The 20,501-nt window shown below is 38.8% G+C and carries 12 protein-coding genes and 1 CRISPR repeat array; of the genes, 6 read left to right on the plus strand and 6 right to left on the minus strand.

Annotated features, from left to right (window positions below; genetic code table 11):
- Window positions 1–137: 137 nt before the first annotated feature.
- Together hypE and cutA are read left to right on the plus strand one after the other, a co-directional pair.
- On the plus strand, window positions 138–1,199 hold the full coding sequence (hypE, locus tag MmiHf6_RS02440) for a hydrogenase expression/formation protein HypE (RefSeq protein WP_316558122.1): 1,062 nt from the start codon (window positions 138–140) through the stop codon (window positions 1,197–1,199).
- A 76-nt stretch (window positions 1,200–1,275) separates the two neighbouring features.
- Window positions 1,276–1,635 (plus strand): divalent cation tolerance protein CutA, encoded by a 360-nt coding sequence (gene cutA / locus MmiHf6_RS02445; RefSeq protein WP_316558123.1) that lies wholly within the window; start codon window positions 1,276–1,278, stop codon window positions 1,633–1,635.
- Window positions 1,636–1,770: 135 nt separating this feature from the next.
- On the opposite strand, the gene MmiHf6_RS02450 is transcribed toward cutA, so the two are convergent.
- Complete coding sequence (locus MmiHf6_RS02450) at window positions 1,771–1,938, minus strand: hypothetical protein (protein ID WP_316558124.1); 168 nt, start codon at window positions 1,936–1,938, stop codon at window positions 1,771–1,773.
- 55 nt (window positions 1,939–1,993) lie between these two features.
- A complete protein-coding gene (gene cobT, locus MmiHf6_RS02455; RefSeq protein WP_316558125.1) occupies window positions 1,994–3,055 on the minus strand; it encodes a nicotinate mononucleotide-dependent phosphoribosyltransferase CobT in 1,062 nt (353 codons plus the stop codon).
- Between the two features lie 515 nt (window positions 3,056–3,570).
- On the opposite strand from cobT, the gene cas9 reads away from it, so the two are divergent.
- From cas9 to csn2, 4 genes are read left to right on the plus strand one after another with little or no spacing between them, the layout of a single operon-like run.
- Window positions 3,571–7,620, plus strand: a complete 4,050-nt coding sequence (cas9, locus tag MmiHf6_RS02460) for a type II CRISPR RNA-guided endonuclease Cas9 (protein ID WP_316558126.1) — start codon at window positions 3,571–3,573, stop codon at window positions 7,618–7,620.
- Window positions 7,617–8,483, plus strand: a complete 867-nt coding sequence (cas1, locus tag MmiHf6_RS02465) for a type II CRISPR-associated endonuclease Cas1 (protein WP_316558127.1) — start codon at window positions 7,617–7,619, stop codon at window positions 8,481–8,483. The genes cas9 and cas1 overlap by 4 nt, the downstream gene beginning before the upstream one ends.
- A gap of 11 nt (window positions 8,484–8,494) precedes the next feature.
- Window positions 8,495–8,800 (plus strand): CRISPR-associated endonuclease Cas2, encoded by a 306-nt coding sequence (gene cas2, locus MmiHf6_RS02470; RefSeq protein ID WP_316558128.1) that lies wholly within the window; start codon window positions 8,495–8,497, stop codon window positions 8,798–8,800.
- A gap of 17 nt (window positions 8,801–8,817) precedes the next feature.
- Window positions 8,818–9,510 carry a type II-A CRISPR-associated protein Csn2 gene (csn2, locus tag MmiHf6_RS02475; RefSeq protein WP_316558639.1) on the plus strand — a complete coding sequence of 231 codons (693 nt, stop codon included), beginning with the start codon at window positions 8,818–8,820 and terminating at the stop codon, window positions 9,508–9,510.
- A 13-nt stretch (window positions 9,511–9,523) separates the two neighbouring features.
- Window positions 9,524–16,424: a CRISPR direct-repeat array (repeat unit 36 nt; unit sequence GTTTGAGAATGTTGTTAATTCAGAGGGCTCCAAATC).
- 5 nt (window positions 16,425–16,429) lie between these two features.
- Here the strand turns inward: csn2 and MmiHf6_RS02480 are convergent.
- The 4 genes from MmiHf6_RS02480 to MmiHf6_RS02495 all read right to left on the minus strand — a co-directional run bounded on the left by MmiHf6_RS02480 (window position 16,430) and on the right by MmiHf6_RS02495 (window position 20,477).
- Window positions 16,430–16,579 carry a hypothetical protein gene (locus MmiHf6_RS02480; protein ID WP_316558129.1) on the minus strand — a complete coding sequence of 50 codons (150 nt, stop codon included), beginning with the start codon at window positions 16,577–16,579 and terminating at the stop codon, window positions 16,430–16,432.
- Window positions 16,580–16,850: 271 nt separating this feature from the next.
- Entirely contained in the window at window positions 16,851–17,861 is a 1,011-nt protein-coding gene (locus tag MmiHf6_RS02485) for an alpha/beta fold hydrolase (protein ID WP_316558130.1), read from the minus strand.
- A gap of 234 nt (window positions 17,862–18,095) precedes the next feature.
- Window positions 18,096–19,835 (minus strand): excinuclease ABC subunit UvrC, encoded by a 1,740-nt coding sequence (gene uvrC / locus MmiHf6_RS02490; RefSeq protein ID WP_316558131.1) that lies wholly within the window; start codon window positions 19,833–19,835, stop codon window positions 18,096–18,098.
- Between the two features lie 219 nt (window positions 19,836–20,054).
- Window positions 20,055–20,477: a Mov34/MPN/PAD-1 family protein gene (locus tag MmiHf6_RS02495; protein ID WP_316558132.1), complete on the minus strand. Its 423-nt coding sequence runs from the start codon at window positions 20,475–20,477 to the stop codon at window positions 20,055–20,057.
- Window positions 20,478–20,501 lie beyond the last annotated feature (24 nt).

The following is a 20,501-nucleotide window of genomic DNA, read 5'->3' on the forward strand; positions in this document are numbered from 1 at the left end:
ATTTTTTGAAGTAAAACGCTATCGAAAGCATTCATTCTTGATTTCAAAATTTTAACTTCAAAAGATTAAATAACAAATAGGACACATATATAAAATATATATTAAGCGGAAAATCGCGAAATCGGGGCGGGTAAAAAATGGCGAAAGAAAATAAAATTTCGATGGAACATGGAGCGGGCGGCCAGCAAATGCAGGCGCTGATCGGCGATATTATTTTAAAGAATTTTACAAATACGAAAGCCGGTTCTGTCGGTTTGGATTCGTTGGATGACGGGGCGACAATTGAACTTGACCGCGATTTTTTGAACAAGAATCAAAATGCCGAACTCGTGATGACAACGGACAGCCATGTCGTTAAGCCGATCTTTTTTCCGGGCGGCGACATTGGAAAAGTCGCGATTTGCGGCGCAATCAACGATCTGGCCGTCATGGGCGCGCGCCCGCTTGCCGTCAGCAGCGGCATGATCATTCCCGAAGGCTTCAGCATACCGGATTTGAAGAAGGTTGTCGAATCCATGAATGCCGCGCTTTTGGAAATCGGGGTTCCTTTGATCACGGGAGATACGAAAACCGTTGAAGGAACGGCTTTGGATTCGATCATGATCAATATTGCGGCAATCGGCATTTGCGATACGCCTGTTCGCGACTGCGGTCTTCAAATCGGCGACAAAATCATTATTTCGGGATACATTGCCGATCACGGAATGGCGCTTCTGACGAAAAGGGAAGGGTTTGAATTTAATTCGGACTTGGAATCCGATACGGCGCCGCTTTGGAAAATGATTGAACCGATTTTAGAAGTTCGAACCGAAACGGGAGAGCGGGCGGTGACCGCGATGAAAGATCCGACGCGCGGCGGCGTTGCCGATTCGCTGAATGAGATGGCTCAAAAGAGCAATGTCGGAATTCGCGTTTATGAAAAGGAACTTCCGATTCGGGAAGCGGTTTTTACGTCTTGTGAAATGCTGGGCTTGGACCCTCTTGAAATCGCCAATGAAGGAAAAGCCGTTATCGGCGTTCGTCCGGAATGCGCAAAAGCTGTTCTTGAGCTTTTGAGAAGTCATCCGTACGGTAAAGATGCGGCCGTCGTCGGCGAAGTGACGGAAGATAAGCCGGGAAAAGTCATTTTGGTATCGGAACTCGGAAGCACGCGTTATGTGGATGTGCCGACCGGAGATCCGATTCCTCGTGTTTGTTAAGAGATTTTTAAGATTTATTGGTTTTTTAATGTATATTTGTATTTTTGTGATTGTGTTAAAAAATGGTGGTGAAAACGTGTCCGGAACGAAAAAGAAGTCTGAAAAAAAGTCTGAAAAGAAGAATCAATATATTTTTATGTATGCGACATTTCCGTCTAAAGCGACGGTCGTGCCGATTACTGAGAAACTGATTGAAAAGAAATTGGTTGTCTGCGCCAACATCAGCGAGCATGATGCGATTTATACTTGGAATAAGCGCGTCTATGAAGGAAAAGAGTTCGGCGTCTTTTTTAAGACAAGAGAAGATAAATGGAAAAAAGCCAAGTCTTTCATTTTAAAGAAACATCCGTATGAGACGCCTGTAATCGTGAAACTGAGAATCAGAGATTATAATCCGGGATTCAAAAAATGGATGGATGAAAGTTTGGATGACTGATTTTCATTTTTTATTTTGCGGATTTAAAAAACGGGATTTACTTTATTTTTTTTGAAAAACGGGGATTTATTTTTTTTGAAAATGGGATTGCGTTTTCTGTAACTTTTTTTGAAAAATGATGCTGTTTTTTTGCAATTATTTTGAAAAAACGAGGATTGTTTTCGGTAATTTTTTGAAAAATTGTGCGATTGCGCGCGGGAAGGCGGCTGTAAGCGGCAAAGCCGGAAAAATCGCGCAGCGATTTTTCATAAACACCTCCCTCCAACTGCAAACAAACACCTCCCTCCAACTGCAAACAAACACCTCTCTCCCCCCGCCAATCTGAAATTTTGTGAGGCGAAGCCGAGCAAAATTTGGATTAGACTGCTCCCGCTTTCAAAACTGAACAAACATTTTCGACTTCTTCTCTGAATTCGTCGTCGGAAAAGCCCATTAAATTGGCGAGATACATGGCGCCGCCGGCACCCGCGCCTTCTTTGATTGTTCCCGTATCATATCTTTGAATGCCGGGAAGTTTGGATTTGCCGAAACCCGGATCGGAAATGTAAGCTTTGAAGCCGAGATCTTTGGAGAGGTCGGCGAAGTTGGCGGTTTCATCTTCCATGACGTATCTTGTTGTCGCCAAATCGACATTGTCAAGATTGACGCCCATGTGTTTTGCAACGGCGTAAACGGCTGCCATTTGAGTGCCGCCGGCCATGATAATATTCATGCCGGGATCGTACTCTTTGAATCCTGCGATCAAACCTGCAACGGCAGGCATCATCGGATCGCCGAGAAGTTCGACTGCTCTGAGCGGATCGGTTCTTAAGCTGCCGACAATAATATTATTCTTTTTCATCGCGTCGCTGACGACTTTGCATTTCAGTTCAACAGGATTAATGTCGGCGCTGCTGCTGACACGGGCATTGTAGCCGAGCGCGATTAATACGCCCATCGCGGTTGTCGTGCCGCCCGGAATGCTTTCGCCGATGATCGGGTGATCGGTGGTCGGCGCAATTTCGTAACCGATTTTTTTCGCGTTGTCAAAAATCACCCGCGGATTGTGAACGGCAATTCCCGTCGTGATATCTTCGCCGACTTCGGCACCGACGTTGTGCATTGGAATGGAATCGTCGGGCAAAATCATTAAGCCGGCGTTGACAAAAACGTGCGGCACTTTTGTCAGGTTCAGCGCGGATTTTGTGATAACGGCAGGTGTCGGCGTGTCATAAGGCGGCGTCATGGGCATGACAGGAACGCTGATGATGTTTCCTGTGTGCATCAGTTCGCTGTCGCCGGCCGGCGTGTAAACGGTCAGTTCCGCAGTTTTTCCGGCGGCGGAAAGGCCGGGAATCTGCGAAGTTTTGGTATTCGATAAAACACAAACGTAAAGAGGCTTTTCGGCATTAGATTCAGGTTTCGGTGTTGTCCAGCACATTCTTTTAAATCCCCCGTTTCAAAACAATTATTTTCAAAACAATTCATTTGTAAAATCAACAAGTGAAATGTAATAAGGAGATTTTGAAATATTAAGTCTCCGTTAAGTAAAATTGAGGATTATGAAAGTGGGATTGATTTGGATAAGGGGTTTTGGAGAGAGAAATCCTATGTGTTTATTCATTTTGTTGTTGAATTTCAACAATTGAAAATAAGGTCCTGGCAGATTAAATTTAAACAATATACTATAAGCATAAGACAACAGCTCACGCTTTGCAAAATTTTTCAAAAAAAAAGTTGAGAATATTGTTTTCAGAAAATAACTCTGAATCATTAATAAGTAATAGAATTAGAATAAAATCCCGCCAATGCGGAGTCATTCAAAGAATGACGGTTTCGGCTAAAGCCTTATTTGAACTCATGTTGTTACCTTTCATAATGAAGCGAATTGTATATATAATTTGCTCTTGATTAATGATTACAGTTTTAATTTATAGTTACGTTGGGGTTTATAATATGGTGAAAAAAGTTTTTGATGATTACTATTTGGGTTTGGATATCGGTACTGATTCTGTCGGCTGGGCTGTTACTGACAAAAATTACAATATTTTGAATTTTAATGGTAAAGCGATGTGGGGCATTCATCTTTTTGATCAAGGCAAAACCGCAGAAGAACGCAGAACTCATCGAACAGCACGCAGAAGATTGGAAAGAAGGAAACAGAGAATAAAGCTTCTGCAAGATATTTTCAGAGATGAAATGAACAAAACCGATCCCTTATTCTTTGAAAGACTTAAAGAAAGTCGTTTCCACGTCGAAGATCGGGCAAATAAAAACCATGATACGCTTTTTAATGACCCGTCATTTAAAGACAAAGAGTATTTCAAAAAATATCCGACGATTTACCACCTCAGAAATGATTTGATGGGAGTAAATGAAAAACCGGACATTCGGCTGCTGTATTTGGCATGTCATCATATTGTCAAATACAGAGGGCACTTTTTATTCGAAGGTCTTTCAAACGGGGAACTTCCGGAATTTGACGAAATATTTACAAAATTAATTGAAACTCTCAATCAGGAATGCGGAACTGAAATAGAATCTGCAGGAATCAATAATGATGTAAAAGAAATTCTCACAAACAAAAACCTTGGCGTAAACGAGAAAAAAAGAGAGCTGCAAAAAATTATCGTTGATGAGGAATCTTCGAATACCGTAAAAGAATTTTGCAGTTTAATTTCAGGCGGTACGGCAAATTTAGACAAATTATTTGAAATCGACAATGAAGACTCTAAGTTATCATTATCATTTAAAAACACAGATTATGATGAAAAAAGAGCAGAATATGAAAATAGATATTTTGAAAAAACAGAAGTTTTGGATTGCGCCAAAGCGGTTTACGATTGGGCATTGCTTTCCGATATTCTTGGTGAATATCACAGCATTTCAAAATCAAAAGTTGCAAGTTATGAACAGCATGAGGCAGATCTTAAACTTTTGAAATCAATCTTAAAAGAAAATCCTGAAAAATATAAAGAAATGTTTAAATCAGATTCAAAAGGACTCTTCAACTATACCGCTTATTCAAAATATTCTAAATTTTCTAAAAATAATCAAAAAAATAATTCTGAATACCAATTCTGTACTCAAAATGATTTCTGTAAATATTTAAGAAATGTTTTGAAAGAGGAATTAGCTCAACAAGATTTCCAAGACAAATATCCTGATTTGGTAAAAAGAATTGTTGATGACACTTTTATGCCGAAGCAGACAAACAAAGACAACAGTCTGTTCCCGAATGCTTTACATATTCATGAATTAAAGACTATTTTAAATACCGCATCAAATTATTATCCGTTTTTGAAAGAAACAGATGAGACAGGATTTAATCCGGCAGAAAAAATCGAAAAACTCGGAACATTCAGAATTCCATATTATGTCGGACCTTTGCAAGCGAATCCTTTCATGAAGTCAAATAAAGCATGGCTTGTCAGAAAAGAAGACGGGCCGATTACGCCTTGGAATTTTGAAGACAAAGTAGATTTGGACAAAAGCGGAAACGAATTCATGAACCGCTTAATCGGTAATTGTACTTATTTGCCCGACAAAAAAGTTGTTCCGAAATCTTCGCTGATGTATCAAAGATATATGCTTTATAATGAGCTGAATACTTTGAAAATCAATGGTGAACGACTTTTTAAAGTGAGTCCATCCCTAAAACACAAAATGATAAGTGATATATTTGAAAAATCAGGTTCAACAAAAGTTACCAAGAAAAAGATTGAATTATATATCACCAAAAATGGAAAATTTTCCAAGGTTTATGATGAGATCGAACTTTCCGGAGTTGATGATGGTATAAAGTCTTCCCTAAAATCTGAAATTCAATTGAAAGAGATTTTAGGGCAAGATATGAATCGCAATATAGCTGAGGAAATCATTCGGACTATTACAGTTTTCGGGGATGAGCGATCCCGGCTGAAAAAGAAACTTGAAAAGGATTATTCCGACAAACTAACGAGTGAACAAATCGAAAAACTGTCAAATATTCGATTCAAAGATTGGGGACGTTTATCTGAAGAGTTTTTGACGGGAGTTTACGCGCCGATTGACGGCAGAGATATGAATATTTTAGAAGCTCTTGAGAACACTTCTCTGAATTTGATGGAACTGCTTTCAGATGATTACGGCTTCAAAAAGGAAATTGATAAGCTGAACGAAACAAATGTTTCAGGCAAACGTATAACTTACGATTTGGTTGAGGATTTGTATGTTTCCCCGCCTGTTAAACGCGGCATTTGGAGAACGCTTCGAATTATAGAAGATATTTTAAAAGTGACAGAACATCCTCCTGTTAAAGTTTTCATTGAAACGACACGTGAAAATCAGGAAAGCAAGAGAACTGTTTCAAGAAAAAACAAATTGTCGGAAGCATATAAAAAATGCAGCGAAGGAAACAATGAGCTGATTGAAGCATTGAATAAAGAAGATGAAGGCAGACTTCGCCGGAAAGATTTATTTTTGTATTATTCGCAGCAAGGAAAATGTATGTATTGCGGCGAAAAAATCGATTTAAACGACCTTGGGAACAAAAACAGCAGGCGCTATGACATAGACCACATCCACCCGAGATCTTTAAAAATGGATGACAGTATCCACAATAATTTTGCACTTGTCTGTTCAAAACACAATCAGGAAAAGGGTAAAGATTATCCGCTCAAACCTGAATGGCAGAACAAAATGAAAACGTTTTGGACAACTTTAAAAGATAAAGGTTTCATCACGAAAGAGAAATATGATCGCTTAATCAGAATTCATGAATTTGAAGATGATGAGCTGAGCGGATTTATAAATCGTCAATTAGTTGAAACAAGTCAATCTGTCAAAGCCGTTTCAAAAATATTAGAAACAATTTTTGATCACAAAACGGAAGTTGTTTATGTAAAAGCAAATACTGTCAGCGATTTCAGAAACGGCAATAACGGTTCTAAGAAATCAGATTCAGAAGAATCATTGAAGTTTATCAAATGCCGCTCTGTTAATGATTATCACCATGCAAAAGACGCTTATCTGAATATTGTTGTCGGAAATGTTTACAATACAAAATTCACGAAAGATCCGAAAAATTTCATCACGGGCGGAGGTCATTACAATCTTCGAACATTGTTTTCGGAGGATGTTAAACGTGGTGATGTGCAAGCATGGACGGCAGGCCCCCAAGGAACGATCGCAACAGTTCAGAAATATATGAAGCGCAACAATATTTTGTTTACCAAATTCGTTCATGAAGATAGCGGTATGTTATTCAAGATTACGCCTCAAAAAAAATATGAGGGGTCAAAGTTAAACCCATTAAAAAAAGATTTATCTCCGGAAAAATACGGTGGATATACAGGAACTGAATTTGCTTATTTCGTCTTAATTGATTATAAAAAAGGTAAAAAAATCGAACGGAAACTCGAAGCTGTTCCGGTTTATGCTGCATTAAAAAATTCCGAACAAGATATTTTAAATTATTTTATTTCGGAAGGATATAATGAGCCAAAAATTGTATTAAACAAAATAAAAAAGGGAATGACATTTAAAATTGCTGATTTTAAATTGTTCATTGCAGGTCGTTCTGATTTTACGTGCGGAACTCAGCTCATATTATCACAGTATGATGAAATTTATTGTAAAGAAATTTCAAAATATGCAGAGTCAATTAAGGAGAGAAAAACTCCAAATCTTTACAACCTCAACTCTGAATCAAATATCCGTTTGTATGAGGAATTGCTCAAAAAATTCGGTTCAGCTTATAATGCGCCTTTTTATGAAAATGTGAAAAACCAATTAACCGATGCAAAAGAAGTATTTGAAAGTAAAGATATTGAAACACAAGTGAAAGTACTTAATGAGATACTTAAAATATTTTCTTGTAAGCCTGCGCGTGCAGATTTATCTGCAATCGGATGTAAAGCAACCGGCAGAATTGAACTCAGTAATCCTTTAAAATGGGATGTTAAATTGATTCATCAATCCCCCTCCGGATTATTTGAAAATGAAATAAACCTCAAAGAATTATGACTTGGAGAATTGTCGTTATCAGCAGTGTATGTAAACTTGATTTGAAGCTGAACCATATTGTAATAAGGGGAGAACAGCTTCGGCGAGTGCATCTCTCGGAAATAGCGGTTCTGATGATTGAAAATACATCCGTATCTCTTACAGCTGCGCTTCTTTGTGAATTGTCTAAAAGAAAAATTAAAGTCATTTTTTGTGATGAAAAAAGAAATCCGTATGGGGAATTGTTGCCTTTTTACGGGTCACATGACACAACAGATAAACTTCGAACTCAAATCGGATGGGATTTGGAAACTGCCGGAATTGTTTGGGCTGAAATTGTAAAAGATAAAATTCGAAAACAAGCAGGTTTACTTTCTGAATATCGTTTAAATCGGCAAGCTGAACTTCTTGAGTCATACATTGATGAAGTTCAGCCGCATGATTCAACGAATCGTGAAGGACATGCCGCAAAAGTTTACTTTAATGCTTTATACGGAATGGATTTTTCAAGAAGGAATGAAAATACAGCCAATGCTTGCATGAATTATGGTTATGCTGTTTTATTATCTGCATTCAATCGAGAAATTACAGCTGCTGGCTATTTTACCCAATTGGGAATTTTTCACGACAATACTTTTAATCCGTTTAATCTCGGAAGCGATTTAATGGAACCGTTTCGTCCTTTAATTGATAAATGTGTTCTTGAAATGGATCCGATTGAACTTGGAACTGTCGAAAAAATGAAACTTGTTGAGGTTTTGAATTGGGAAGTTGTGATTGACAGTAAAAACAACTATTTGATTAATGCAATTCGAATCTATTGCAGAAGTGTGTTTGATGCGATGAATACAAAAAAGCCCGAGAAATTGAGGTTCTATGGATGAGGTTCAGGTTTATGCGTGTTATTGTATTTTTTGATTTACCGATGCTGACGAAAAAGGATGTTCGACAGTATACATACTTTCGGAAATACTTAATTTCACAAGGTTTTGTCATGATTCAAAAATCAGTTTATTCTAAGATCGCTCTCAACAGCACTGCTTCAAATGCTGTTATTGATAATTTGAAAAAAAATCTTCCGGAAACAGGATTGGTTCAAATTTTGGTAATTTCCGAGAACCAATATCAATCTATAGAATTCTTAGTGGGCGAAGGGCAAAAAGAAACGATTGATACACAGCAAAGACTTGTTATATTATAAATGGGGGAATAATTATAATTTTAACTCATTATGAATTGGATGAGCCTATCGAATTCAAGGATGGAAGTATTAATGTTCTGATTATTGAAAATCCGTCTTTTATGACTAAAATGATTGGAGAAATATGGGGTCAATCTAACAATGAAGAAGGCGGGTTTGAATTATTTGAAAACGAAAAATCTCTGACGTTCACCAATAATGTTGAACTTATCGTTAATCCTTTTTCTGCCGATGTGAATGAACGTGATCTTTTAACGAAGTTGTATGCGGAAATGAAAAAAGATGCATTAGATGAAGAATTGTTTATGAGCACAAATACATTTCTTTCGGAAATTGAAAAAAATGTAAGGGAGATTATGGAAAGACAAAAATTGTTATTAGAATCCGAAACTCCGGATGTCGTCGGTCTTTTCAAACTTTTAGGTGTTCATTTTTCGGTTTCAAACTCTTTAGTTGAAAGAATGTGTGATTATATCGATATTTGTTCAGAATATCGTAAAACTAAATTGTTCATATTTGTTAACCTAAAATCATTTTTGACGGAATCTGAAATTATTCAATTATATATTCATTCGACTTATCTCAAAAAACCAATATTGCTAATCGAGAATCGACAACTTCCGAGATTAGATTATGAGATAATGAGGGTTATTGATTTGAATTTGTGCGAAATTCCCATATCAGATGCAAAAGATAATGATATATATTGAAACAACATTTGAGGTTTGAGAATGTTGTTAATTCAGAGGGCTCCAAATCTTGCCTGCTCTTTAGTAATTCTCTTCCCTCGTTTGAGAATGTTGTTAATTCAGAGGGCTCCAAATCTATGTACGGCAATGAGCCGGATGCGGTGTTGTTTGAGAATGTTGTTAATTCAGAGGGCTCCAAATCGACGTTCTGTAGGTGTTGTTTCCGTGATTTGTTTGAGAATGTTGTTAATTCAGAGGGCTCCAAATCTTTTTTCTCAAGTATTCGAGGAATGCCGTTGTTTGAGAATGTTGTTAATTCAGAGGGCTCCAAATCTATGTCTTCGGGCTGCAGCTGTTGCACGGTGTTTGAGAATGTTGTTAATTCAGAGGGCTCCAAATCATGTATTGTCAAGTCTTGTTTTGGTTCAGGGTTTGAGAATGTTGTTAATTCAGAGGGCTCCAAATCTTGTTCTTAAAAGAATGGTAAATGGAACGCGTTTGAGAATGTTGTTAATTCAGAGGGCTCCAAATCTGGACTCCCTTTCTCTCAATTCGGGTTTTAGTTTGAGAATGTTGTTAATTCAGAGGGCTCCAAATCCGTACGACGTGTCGTCCAGCGACGGGTAGTGTTTGAGAATGTTGTTAATTCAGAGGGCTCCAAATCTAGCCGCTTTCGTCTTTCTGTTTGATGTCGGTTTGAGAATGTTGTTAATTCAGAGGGCTCCAAATCTATGAAAATGCCATATCAAGAAGTTCAGGTGTTTGAGAATGTTGTTAATTCAGAGGGCTCCAAATCAAAGTTATCGGACGGAAGTTATATCATTGTGTTTGAGAATGTTGTTAATTCAGAGGGCTCCAAATCTATTATTGTCGGTGGTGATTCTGCTACTGCGTTTGAGAATGTTGTTAATTCAGAGGGCTCCAAATCTTAAATGATTATGTATGGACAAACGGTAACGTTTGAGAATGTTGTTAATTCAGAGGGCTCCAAATCCAAGAAACTTTCCGGTACCACGGAAGTCGAGTTTGAGAATGTTGTTAATTCAGAGGGCTCCAAATCTTTATTTATAATTTAACATTTATCAATCACGTTTGAGAATGTTGTTAATTCAGAGGGCTCCAAATCAAAGAAAACATGTTGCAATTTGTGCGATAAGTTTGAGAATGTTGTTAATTCAGAGGGCTCCAAATCTAAAAAACAGATGAAAACATGATGGACGATGTTTGAGAATGTTGTTAATTCAGAGGGCTCCAAATCTCAATCTGACGTGATTCGGTATTTTTTTCTGTTTGAGAATGTTGTTAATTCAGAGGGCTCCAAATCACATCAGCGTCATTATCATTGCGTCCGACTTGTTTGAGAATGTTGTTAATTCAGAGGGCTCCAAATCCGAAAACAGAACAGCCAAGAAGCAACAACCGTTTGAGAATGTTGTTAATTCAGAGGGCTCCAAATCCTCTCAGAATGGAGCTTTTGGAAATTCCGAGTTTGAGAATGTTGTTAATTCAGAGGGCTCCAAATCCTGTTTCGGTGATGCCGTTGATGTGGCATCGTTTGAGAATGTTGTTAATTCAGAGGGCTCCAAATCAACATCGTCGGGGGATGTGTGGCCGACAACGTTTGAGAATGTTGTTAATTCAGAGGGCTCCAAATCAAGAACTGTGATGTACTCGACCGCGTCAACGTTTGAGAATGTTGTTAATTCAGAGGGCTCCAAATCACTTTACTTCTATCGACTGAACAGCGCTACGTTTGAGAATGTTGTTAATTCAGAGGGCTCCAAATCCGTTCACGAATGCGATGACGTTGTCGGATTGTTTGAGAATGTTGTTAATTCAGAGGGCTCCAAATCTCCTGAGATTGTTATTATTCAGCCGCTCGGGTTTGAGAATGTTGTTAATTCAGAGGGCTCCAAATCTAACGTCACCACCGCAGGCGATGCAAACGGGTTTGAGAATGTTGTTAATTCAGAGGGCTCCAAATCAAATGAAAGCCAACGAAGACGCGGCAGCGGGTTTGAGAATGTTGTTAATTCAGAGGGCTCCAAATCAATGTCATCAAATATTTTTGATAAGTGATCGTTTGAGAATGTTGTTAATTCAGAGGGCTCCAAATCAGTATACACATCGACAATGTTGTAAGCTTCGTTTGAGAATGTTGTTAATTCAGAGGGCTCCAAATCTAATTTTTCAGCATGTGTGAACATGCCTGCGTTTGAGAATGTTGTTAATTCAGAGGGCTCCAAATCAAAATTCCCAAATTGAAAAATAACAGCATTGTTTGAGAATGTTGTTAATTCAGAGGGCTCCAAATCGTCTCAAAGCAACGGAACTGCTCGGGAAGAGTTTGAGAATGTTGTTAATTCAGAGGGCTCCAAATCGTTGTAAGAAAGGGGTGCGAGAACAAGGAGGTTTGAGAATGTTGTTAATTCAGAGGGCTCCAAATCCGCTGCCCCCCGATCCGTTAATGGAAACGTGTTTGAGAATGTTGTTAATTCAGAGGGCTCCAAATCTTTAGATGAGTTTAGAACGTGGGGCATCGCGTTTGAGAATGTTGTTAATTCAGAGGGCTCCAAATCTCGTAATCCTCGCAATCATCGTCACGTCTTGTTTGAGAATGTTGTTAATTCAGAGGGCTCCAAATCAAAAACGGAGTTGAAAAACGAAATGGTATTGTTTGAGAATGTTGTTAATTCAGAGGGCTCCAAATCTCACGAAGATTCAAGAAGTTGTCTTTTCGCGTTTGAGAATGTTGTTAATTCAGAGGGCTCCAAATCATCGAGAAGAGTTTATGCAATCGCTGCCATGTTTGAGAATGTTGTTAATTCAGAGGGCTCCAAATCATGTCGTATTCGCTGGTGACGGGATTGTACGTTTGAGAATGTTGTTAATTCAGAGGGCTCCAAATCTAATAATAAATAGCGCCCTGATACATGGCGGTTTGAGAATGTTGTTAATTCAGAGGGCTCCAAATCTCTTTTATAGATTCCACTTCCGCAAGGGCAGTTTGAGAATGTTGTTAATTCAGAGGGCTCCAAATCGTTTAACCGGACATTAATTTGAATGTCTTTGTTTGAGAATGTTGTTAATTCAGAGGGCTCCAAATCATTGTAAGCCTCCGGCAGAATCTGGAAACTGTTTGAGAATGTTGTTAATTCAGAGGGCTCCAAATCACGATTCAGAATCGAAATCTACAACCCGACGTTTGAGAATGTTGTTAATTCAGAGGGCTCCAAATCTCAGAACTTGTTTTTGTGGTCAAGTTGCCGGTTTGAGAATGTTGTTAATTCAGAGGGCTCCAAATCATTTAATCATGCCACGCAAAACATCAGTTAGTTTGAGAATGTTGTTAATTCAGAGGGCTCCAAATCAACCAATACGGGATGTTGTCTTTGATGTCTGTTTGAGAATGTTGTTAATTCAGAGGGCTCCAAATCTAATTCAGCAACCGCTTTTGCAGCGGCGTAGTTTGAGAATGTTGTTAATTCAGAGGGCTCCAAATCCTTAGCTATGTGGATTAATGCAGCTTATAAGTTTGAGAATGTTGTTAATTCAGAGGGCTCCAAATCCTTAGCTATGTGGATTAATGCAGCTTATAAGTTTGAGAATGTTGTTAATTCAGAGGGCTCCAAATCCTTTATGTTATTTTTATTAATAATTTACCGGTTTGAGAATGTTGTTAATTCAGAGGGCTCCAAATCATAATAAAATTATTCTAAACTTAAAACACAGTTTGAGAATGTTGTTAATTCAGAGGGCTCCAAATCTTCACTTGCGAATGTCGATGCGATTCTTGCGTTTGAGAATGTTGTTAATTCAGAGGGCTCCAAATCTGATTTAATCCATTTATCGAATGAGCCGGCGTTTGAGAATGTTGTTAATTCAGAGGGCTCCAAATCCCGACTGCAAAAATAATCTGAATGGTTCTTGTTTGAGAATGTTGTTAATTCAGAGGGCTCCAAATCAAAAAACTAGAAAGGAAAGGTTCGGGTTCGGTTTGAGAATGTTGTTAATTCAGAGGGCTCCAAATCGGGAAGTAGCTTTTGTATGCGAACCCCTGCGTTTGAGAATGTTGTTAATTCAGAGGGCTCCAAATCATTCGAAGAAGTGATAGGAATGGAAGAGAAGTTTGAGAATGTTGTTAATTCAGAGGGCTCCAAATCTATTGGAAGTGAAACTATGCAAGTGTCAGTGTTTGAGAATGTTGTTAATTCAGAGGGCTCCAAATCTCTCATCCCTGCGTATGATAGGAACGTGCAGTTTGAGAATGTTGTTAATTCAGAGGGCTCCAAATCACACACAGGGGGCACCACGTAACGACCGATGTTTGAGAATGTTGTTAATTCAGAGGGCTCCAAATCTCTGCCGGTGTTGTGGGCTCTAGCAAGGCGGTTTGAGAATGTTGTTAATTCAGAGGGCTCCAAATCGACCGGTTCCGGCAGTTTAGGCAGCTCTGCGTTTGAGAATGTTGTTAATTCAGAGGGCTCCAAATCTCAAAAAACAAATACAACAATCGAGCAACTGTTTGAGAATGTTGTTAATTCAGAGGGCTCCAAATCAATCAAACTCATCAACAAACTTGTCGATGAGTTTGAGAATGTTGTTAATTCAGAGGGCTCCAAATCTCTTCCTGTGATTGATTGCTTAATGGACGCGTTTGAGAATGTTGTTAATTCAGAGGGCTCCAAATCAGATTGAATGGAGAGTTAAGGAACTTATCAGTTTGAGAATGTTGTTAATTCAGAGGGCTCCAAATCAATGTTATATGATATTATTAATGCTTATACGTTTGAGAATGTTGTTAATTCAGAGGGCTCCAAATCTTCTAATAATATGAAAATGGTGTTAGCGTGGTTTGAGAATGTTGTTAATTCAGAGGGCTCCAAATCAACGCCCAAATTCGCCCCGTGTGCGACTTTGTTTGAGAATGTTGTTAATTCAGAGGGCTCCAAATCCGATTTGGCTGCACAAGCGGCAGACAATCCGTTTGAGAATGTTGTTAATTCAGAGGGCTCCAAATCATTAATTAGAACACCGTTTGGATGGCATTTGTTTGAGAATGTTGTTAATTCAGAGGGCTCCAAATCCGATACCTGTGTGATGTTTGGTTTAGATTAGTTTGAGAATGTTGTTAATTCAGAGGGCTCCAAATCAAACCCGTCAACGAAACAAACAACGGAAGGGTTTGAGAATGTTGTTAATTCAGAGGGCTCCAAATCTCAGCGATGCATCAGCACTTGAAAAAATGCGTTTGAGAATGTTGTTAATTCAGAGGGCTCCAAATCCACACCTGAGACGTTCAAAAGTCGTTCAGAGTTTGAGAATGTTGTTAATTCAGAGGGCTCCAAATCTAAGGGGGATTCAATCCCCCGCGTCAGCCAGTTTGAGAATGTTGTTAATTCAGAGGGCTCCAAATCCGGAAACCCGCAAAGTTGGCACGTTGATAAGTTTGAGAATGTTGTTAATTCAGAGGGCTCCAAATCCTTGTAAATTTTGTGCTGCTGCCGCTGCTTGTTTGAGAATGTTGTTAATTCAGAGGGCTCCAAATCTTTATCTCCTCGGAGTTCTGCGACGATGTCGTTTGAGAATGTTGTTAATTCAGAGGGCTCCAAATCCGTAAAGTTTACTGAGAGGGTCGGCGCTGTGTTTGAGAATGTTGTTAATTCAGAGGGCTCCAAATCTGATGCCATCGTTAATTCATTATTCGGTATGTTTGAGAATGTTGTTAATTCAGAGGGCTCCAAATCATAAGTTTTTCTTTTTGGGAAAAAAGATGTGTTTGAGAATGTTGTTAATTCAGAGGGCTCCAAATCTGTGGGATTTATTCATCGTAAATGAAATTTGTTTGAGAATGTTGTTAATTCAGAGGGCTCCAAATCCATGAACATCGATTTTGTTGCAGAACAGCGGTTTGAGAATGTTGTTAATTCAGAGGGCTCCAAATCTGTAGATTTGCGCTTAATTACTTCTTTTTTGTTTGAGAATGTTGTTAATTCAGAGGGCTCCAAATCGCTCTTCAAAGCCTTTCTTTCTCTTTCTGCGTTTGAGAATGTTGTTAATTCAGAGGGCTCCAAATCCAGTCGCTCTGCCGGTACCCGATGAGCTGCGTTTGAGAATGTTGTTAATTCAGAGGGCTCCAAATCAGACCACGAGCCGAGCGAAAAAGCGTCGGAGTTTGAGAATGTTGTTAATTCAGAGGGCTCCAAATCAATGACGGACGCGGAAATTGCCAAAACTCTGTTTGAGAATGTTGTTAATTCAGAGGGCTCCAAATCCATCAAAATACCGGTTTTCTTAATGTCTTCGTTTGAGAATGTTGTTAATTCAGAGGGCTCCAAATCTGATACGCCTATTATAGAGGCCAGTGACAGGTTTGAGAATGTTGTTAATTCAGAGGGCTCCAAATCCGATGTATTGACCGCTTCGCTTTACATGGCGTTTGAGAATGTTGTTAATTCAGAGGGCTCCAAATCAAAATCACAAGCAAAATATAGGAAATTATGGTTTGAGAATGTTGTTAATTCAGAGGGCTCCAAATCGCACCCCAACAGACAGCCAGTTCAACAGAGGTTTGAGAATGTTGTTAATTCAGAGGGCTCCAAATCTTTTTCGCTGTTGGTGTAGTAATTTTCATCGTTTGAGAATGTTGTTAATTCAGAGGGCTCCAAATCTTATATTAACGACTATTCCGAACATTCCTAGTTTGAGAATGTTGTTAATTCAGAGGGCTCCAAATCTCGAAAGCGTCCAGGTCATCGAAAGATTAAGTTTGAGAATGTTGTTAATTCAGAGGGCTCCAAATCTTTTAATCGACGTGAACCCGCCCGCTTTGTGTTTGAGAATGTTGTTAATTCAGAGGGCTCCAAATCATTCGGAATTATTTAATGAAATATTTGACTGTTTGAGAATGTTGTTAATTCAGAGGGCTTAAATCAAAAAATCAAATCCTTGTCAAAACAACTTTATCCGAAAGCGTTTTTGACAAATGATGATCTTCTCCGCAGCGCCCGCACTTGATCAAATCACCGATTTCTTTATCGATAATATAGATCCAGTTTCCGCATTTTCTGCACTTTCGGACAAGATTCATGACAATCAAACCTGATTTAAAAATAAAAACAAACAAAAAATAAAAACAAACAATCGTTTTACATGTAAACAATATTGGACAGAGTACCCGTCATTATTGTTTTGAATAATTCAAATTCATTTCGATATTTATCTTTTTTTATGATTTCCTAAATAGTATTAATTATTAAATAGATTATGTTTCGAAATAGAAATCCGATATTATAAAAACAAAAAGAAAATACAAAAAATGAAATTAAAGAAAATGAAATTAAAGAAAATGAAATAAAAAATTAAAGAAAATCATATTTTAAAAGCCAGCCGAACATGGTTGAATAGACTTTCTTTCGAACATTTTCCTTTGATAAAACCAAATCGTGAATACCGCCGTCGATTGGAACAAAATCAACATCGCCCCGGATATTTTTTGAAATAACGGAAATATCATGTACATCCAAAACAATATCGGTATGGTGAATTTTATCTCTCTGCTCCAAATCAATCAGCGATTCGCCGGCACACATAATAAGAACAGGCTGCTTGATATCAAAACGTTCTTGAATTTCTTTTTGTCCTTGATAAATCGCGCGGACCCATCCCAAACGCACTTTCGGCGGCGTATGTTTTTTCCATTCCAAATTATAATCCCATTCACCGCGATTGTCTTTGTAAATGCTTTTACCGTATTCTTCCGAAAAAACAGGATTGACCTCCAAATTCGGGAAGTAACGGCCTGCCATCGAAGCTGCCGAAATCAAAGTTTTCTTTGTCAAAACCGTATTGAAATTAAAAAACGGGCTGTTGAGAATTAAACCGTCGAATAAATCGTCATCCGTATAATCCTTTGCAAAAAGCGTGAGAACCAAGCCGCCCATTGAGTGACCGGCTAAAATGACATCTTCATTGCCTTCGATATAAATAATCTGCAAAGCTTCCAGAATTTCTTCATGATAAGTGCGCAAATCACGAATATCATTAAACTTCTGATGCGACTGATGAGAGCGGCCGCATTTGCGCAAATCAAGTCCGTAAAAATTGTATCCTTTTTCATTGAATTTGAATGCCGCTTCTTTTTGGAAAAAATAATCATTAAAACCGTGAACATAAAGAACAGCTTTTTGAACGGACGGATCTAAATTTTCATCCGAATAACAATCCGAAATGCGCCTGACAAGTGTTGCCGTCACCGCTCCTTCATAATCATCATCAAGAGTTAAAATTCGTTTTTGAAAATTGTCGCCGAGAATGTCTTCTGTGTAGTGAAGAGCATCGTATTCTTTGTCGGGGATAAGACATCTTTGCATATATTACAATAATATTCTTCAAAGTATATATAATTATGACAAAAGACTTTGGAAAATAATCAATAAAATAATATAAAACAAGGAACGCAATTTTTAAAATAAATGAAAATGAAGCGTTTCGCGCGCGGCGGCGCCTTGGAAGAGATTCTGAGAAAATAAAAAGTGAAAACAGAAAGTGAAAATGAAAACTGAAAATGAAAACTGAAAAAATGAAATAAATTCATAATGATTTTTTCAATCCGTCAGCGCTTTTTCCCGAAGCTGTCTGTTGAAAGTAACCGCGAATCTGTGTGCTTCGTCACGAATTTCCTGAAGATAAAGCGATGCTTTTTCATTCTTTTTGATCGGAAGCGGATCGGAAAGTCCAGGAACAAAGATTTCTTCTTCGCGTTCGGCAAGTGAAATAACAGGCGTTCTAATGCCGAGTTTTTTGAGTACGTCAACGGCATATGAAAGCTGGCCTTTGCCGCCGTCAATGACAATCAAATCCGGCAGCGGCTTTTCTTCTTCAAGCAAACGGGTATAGCGTCGGTTGACGACTTCCGCGATGGAAGCGAAGTCATTGATTCCGTCAACGGTCTTGATTTTGAAGCGGCGGTAATTGGATTTATCCGCCTTACCGTCGCGGAATTGAACCATTGAAGCGACTGTATGCGTTCCCGACAAATGTGATATGTCGAAGCATTCGATCACGCGCGGCGGCTCGGGCAGCATCAAGCGTTTGCCGAGCTCTTCCACTTTGGAAGTGGCGCTGAAGAAAGCGATTTCAATATTCTTTTCGGCAAGCAGCAATAGATCTTTTTTGTCGCCGCGTTTCGGAACGGTGATTTTAACGGTTTTGCCGTGACGCTGAGAAAGAAAATCAATCAAAGAGCGGCTGATATTTTCACTCCCCGTATTTTCGGTTTTCGATTCAGATTTTGTTTTTAAATCTGTTTCTGATTTTGTTTTTGATTCCGTTTTGGGGTTTGAATTTAAGTTTGAATTTAAGTTTGAATTTGAAATCGCTGCAGATGTTTCGAGAACGACATCATCGGAACGCGTGTAAGCTTCTTCTTCCTGAATTTCCGAAGCGTCCGGCAAAATGATTTCAGAAGGCGTTTCATGTCCGGAATAATAGCGCACTAAAAATTCTTCAAGGAAATTTTGATGATACAAAAATGAAAATTCTTCTTTGCCGACCAATGTTCCTTTGACGACGTTGAAAACCATGATGTAAATTTTACCGTCGCGGACGATGTAGTTGATCACGTCTTCATCATGATTGATTTGGCGGGCGACATGCTGGCGGTTATTCAAATATTCAAGCGCATAAATCTGATCGCGCAGGTCTTTTGCGATTTCAAATTCCTGCTTCTTTGCAAACTCTTCCATTTCCGTTCGAAGTTTTTCGGCAAGTTCGGCGGAATTTCCGCGCAAAACGGAGTCGGCTTTATCGATTGCTTTTTTATATTCTTCTTTGGGAATGTTTCCGGTGCAGGGTGCCATGCAGTTGCCGATGTGGTAGCGCAGACAGGGACGCTTGGGCATGTTTCGGCAGGATCTGAGTTTGAATGTTCGTTTGACGACATCCAATATTTCGTCGCGCTCTTTGGCGGAAACGAACGGGCCGTAAAGTTTTCCTTTGGCGGTTGCTCTTCTGAGGATTCCGATTCGCGGGAAATCATCGCCGCTGATATGGATAAACGCGTAGCTCTTGGAGTCTTTGAGATCAATATTGTATTTCGGATTGTGCTTTTTAATCAACGTGTTTTCCAAAATCAGCGCTTCCACTTCGTTGGCGGTGATAATGAAATCTACGGAGTGAATATGTTTCACCAACAGGCGCGTTTTCGGATCAAGATCCCGTTTTTGAAAATAACTGGAAACACGTTTTTTAAGATTTTTCGCCTTGCCGATATAGATAATTTCATCCTCTTTGTCGCGGTAAATGTAACAGCCGCTGGATGTCGGAATAACGGAGAGATCAATCATTTTTCTCAAGTTTGTTTATTTGAAAGCAGTCAACATTATTGATTTAAATAACGATTAGAATTTTGTCGGATATTATATAGCCTTTTTCTAAACTTCAATTCGATTTATCACAAAATTATCAAAATCAATCATAAAAATAAATCATATAATTCAATAAAATCAATGACAGATTCAATCATCAAGATTAATCCGCAAGAACAATCGTCAAACTCGTCCGTTTCAGATTTCGTCATCAATCTCATCATCAATTTCATCATCAAACTCCTCCTCAAATTCATATTCTACGATTTCAAGAGGCATGATGTCGCCGTTTTTATCAAACGCTTTCCAGGATTCGCGCGTGTACGGGTCGCCGACAATGATATTCACTTCATTTGTTCGGAAAAATATCAAATCCTGTTCGGACGGGCGGACGGCGCCGCTCGGATGACTGTGAACAGACCCGGCGTGCGGCATGTTCGGCATCATCCATGTTTTTAAACTGACGCTTCGGCTCGTTGAATCGGTTCCCGGGAGATAAATGATATTAATGATCGTGTCGCCGTCGGCCTCCAAAAGAGCGCCGAATTCGCGCGGATGGGAGGCTTTGCAGGATTCCAATATAAAATCAAGAGCGTCGGTTGCGATTTTTCGAATTGCCATTTTTGTCACAGATTTGTTTTTGAT

It is taken from the genome of Methanimicrococcus hongohii (assembly GCF_032594095.1).
GTDB classification, from domain to species: domain Archaea; phylum Halobacteriota; class Methanosarcinia; order Methanosarcinales; family Methanosarcinaceae; genus Methanimicrococcus; species Methanimicrococcus hongohii.

Bases quoted from the DNA above. Each gene is read 5' to 3' on its own strand.
- hypE (WP_316558122.1), top strand. From the start codon at position 138: ATGGCGAAAGAAAATAAAATTTCGATGGAACATGGAGCGGGCGGCCAG.
- MmiHf6_RS02485 (WP_316558130.1), bottom strand. From the start codon at position 17,861: ATGCAAAGATGTCTTATCCCCGACAAAGAATACGATGCTCTTCACTAC.
- cas2 (WP_316558128.1), top strand. From the start codon at position 8,495: ATGCGTGTTATTGTATTTTTTGATTTACCGATGCTGACGAAAAAGGAT.
- cobT (WP_316558125.1), bottom strand. From the start codon at position 3,055: ATGTGCTGGACAACACCGAAACCTGAATCTAATGCCGAAAAGCCTCTT.
- uvrC (WP_316558131.1), bottom strand. From the start codon at position 19,835: ATGATTGATCTCTCCGTTATTCCGACATCCAGCGGCTGTTACATTTAC.
- MmiHf6_RS02480 (WP_316558129.1), bottom strand. From the start codon at position 16,579: ATGAATCTTGTCCGAAAGTGCAGAAAATGCGGAAACTGGATCTATATT.
- cas9 (WP_316558126.1), top strand. From the start codon at position 3,571: ATGGTGAAAAAAGTTTTTGATGATTACTATTTGGGTTTGGATATCGGT.
- MmiHf6_RS02495 (WP_316558132.1), bottom strand. From the start codon at position 20,477: ATGGCAATTCGAAAAATCGCAACCGACGCTCTTGATTTTATATTGGAA.
- cas1 (WP_316558127.1), top strand. From the start codon at position 7,617: ATGACTTGGAGAATTGTCGTTATCAGCAGTGTATGTAAACTTGATTTG.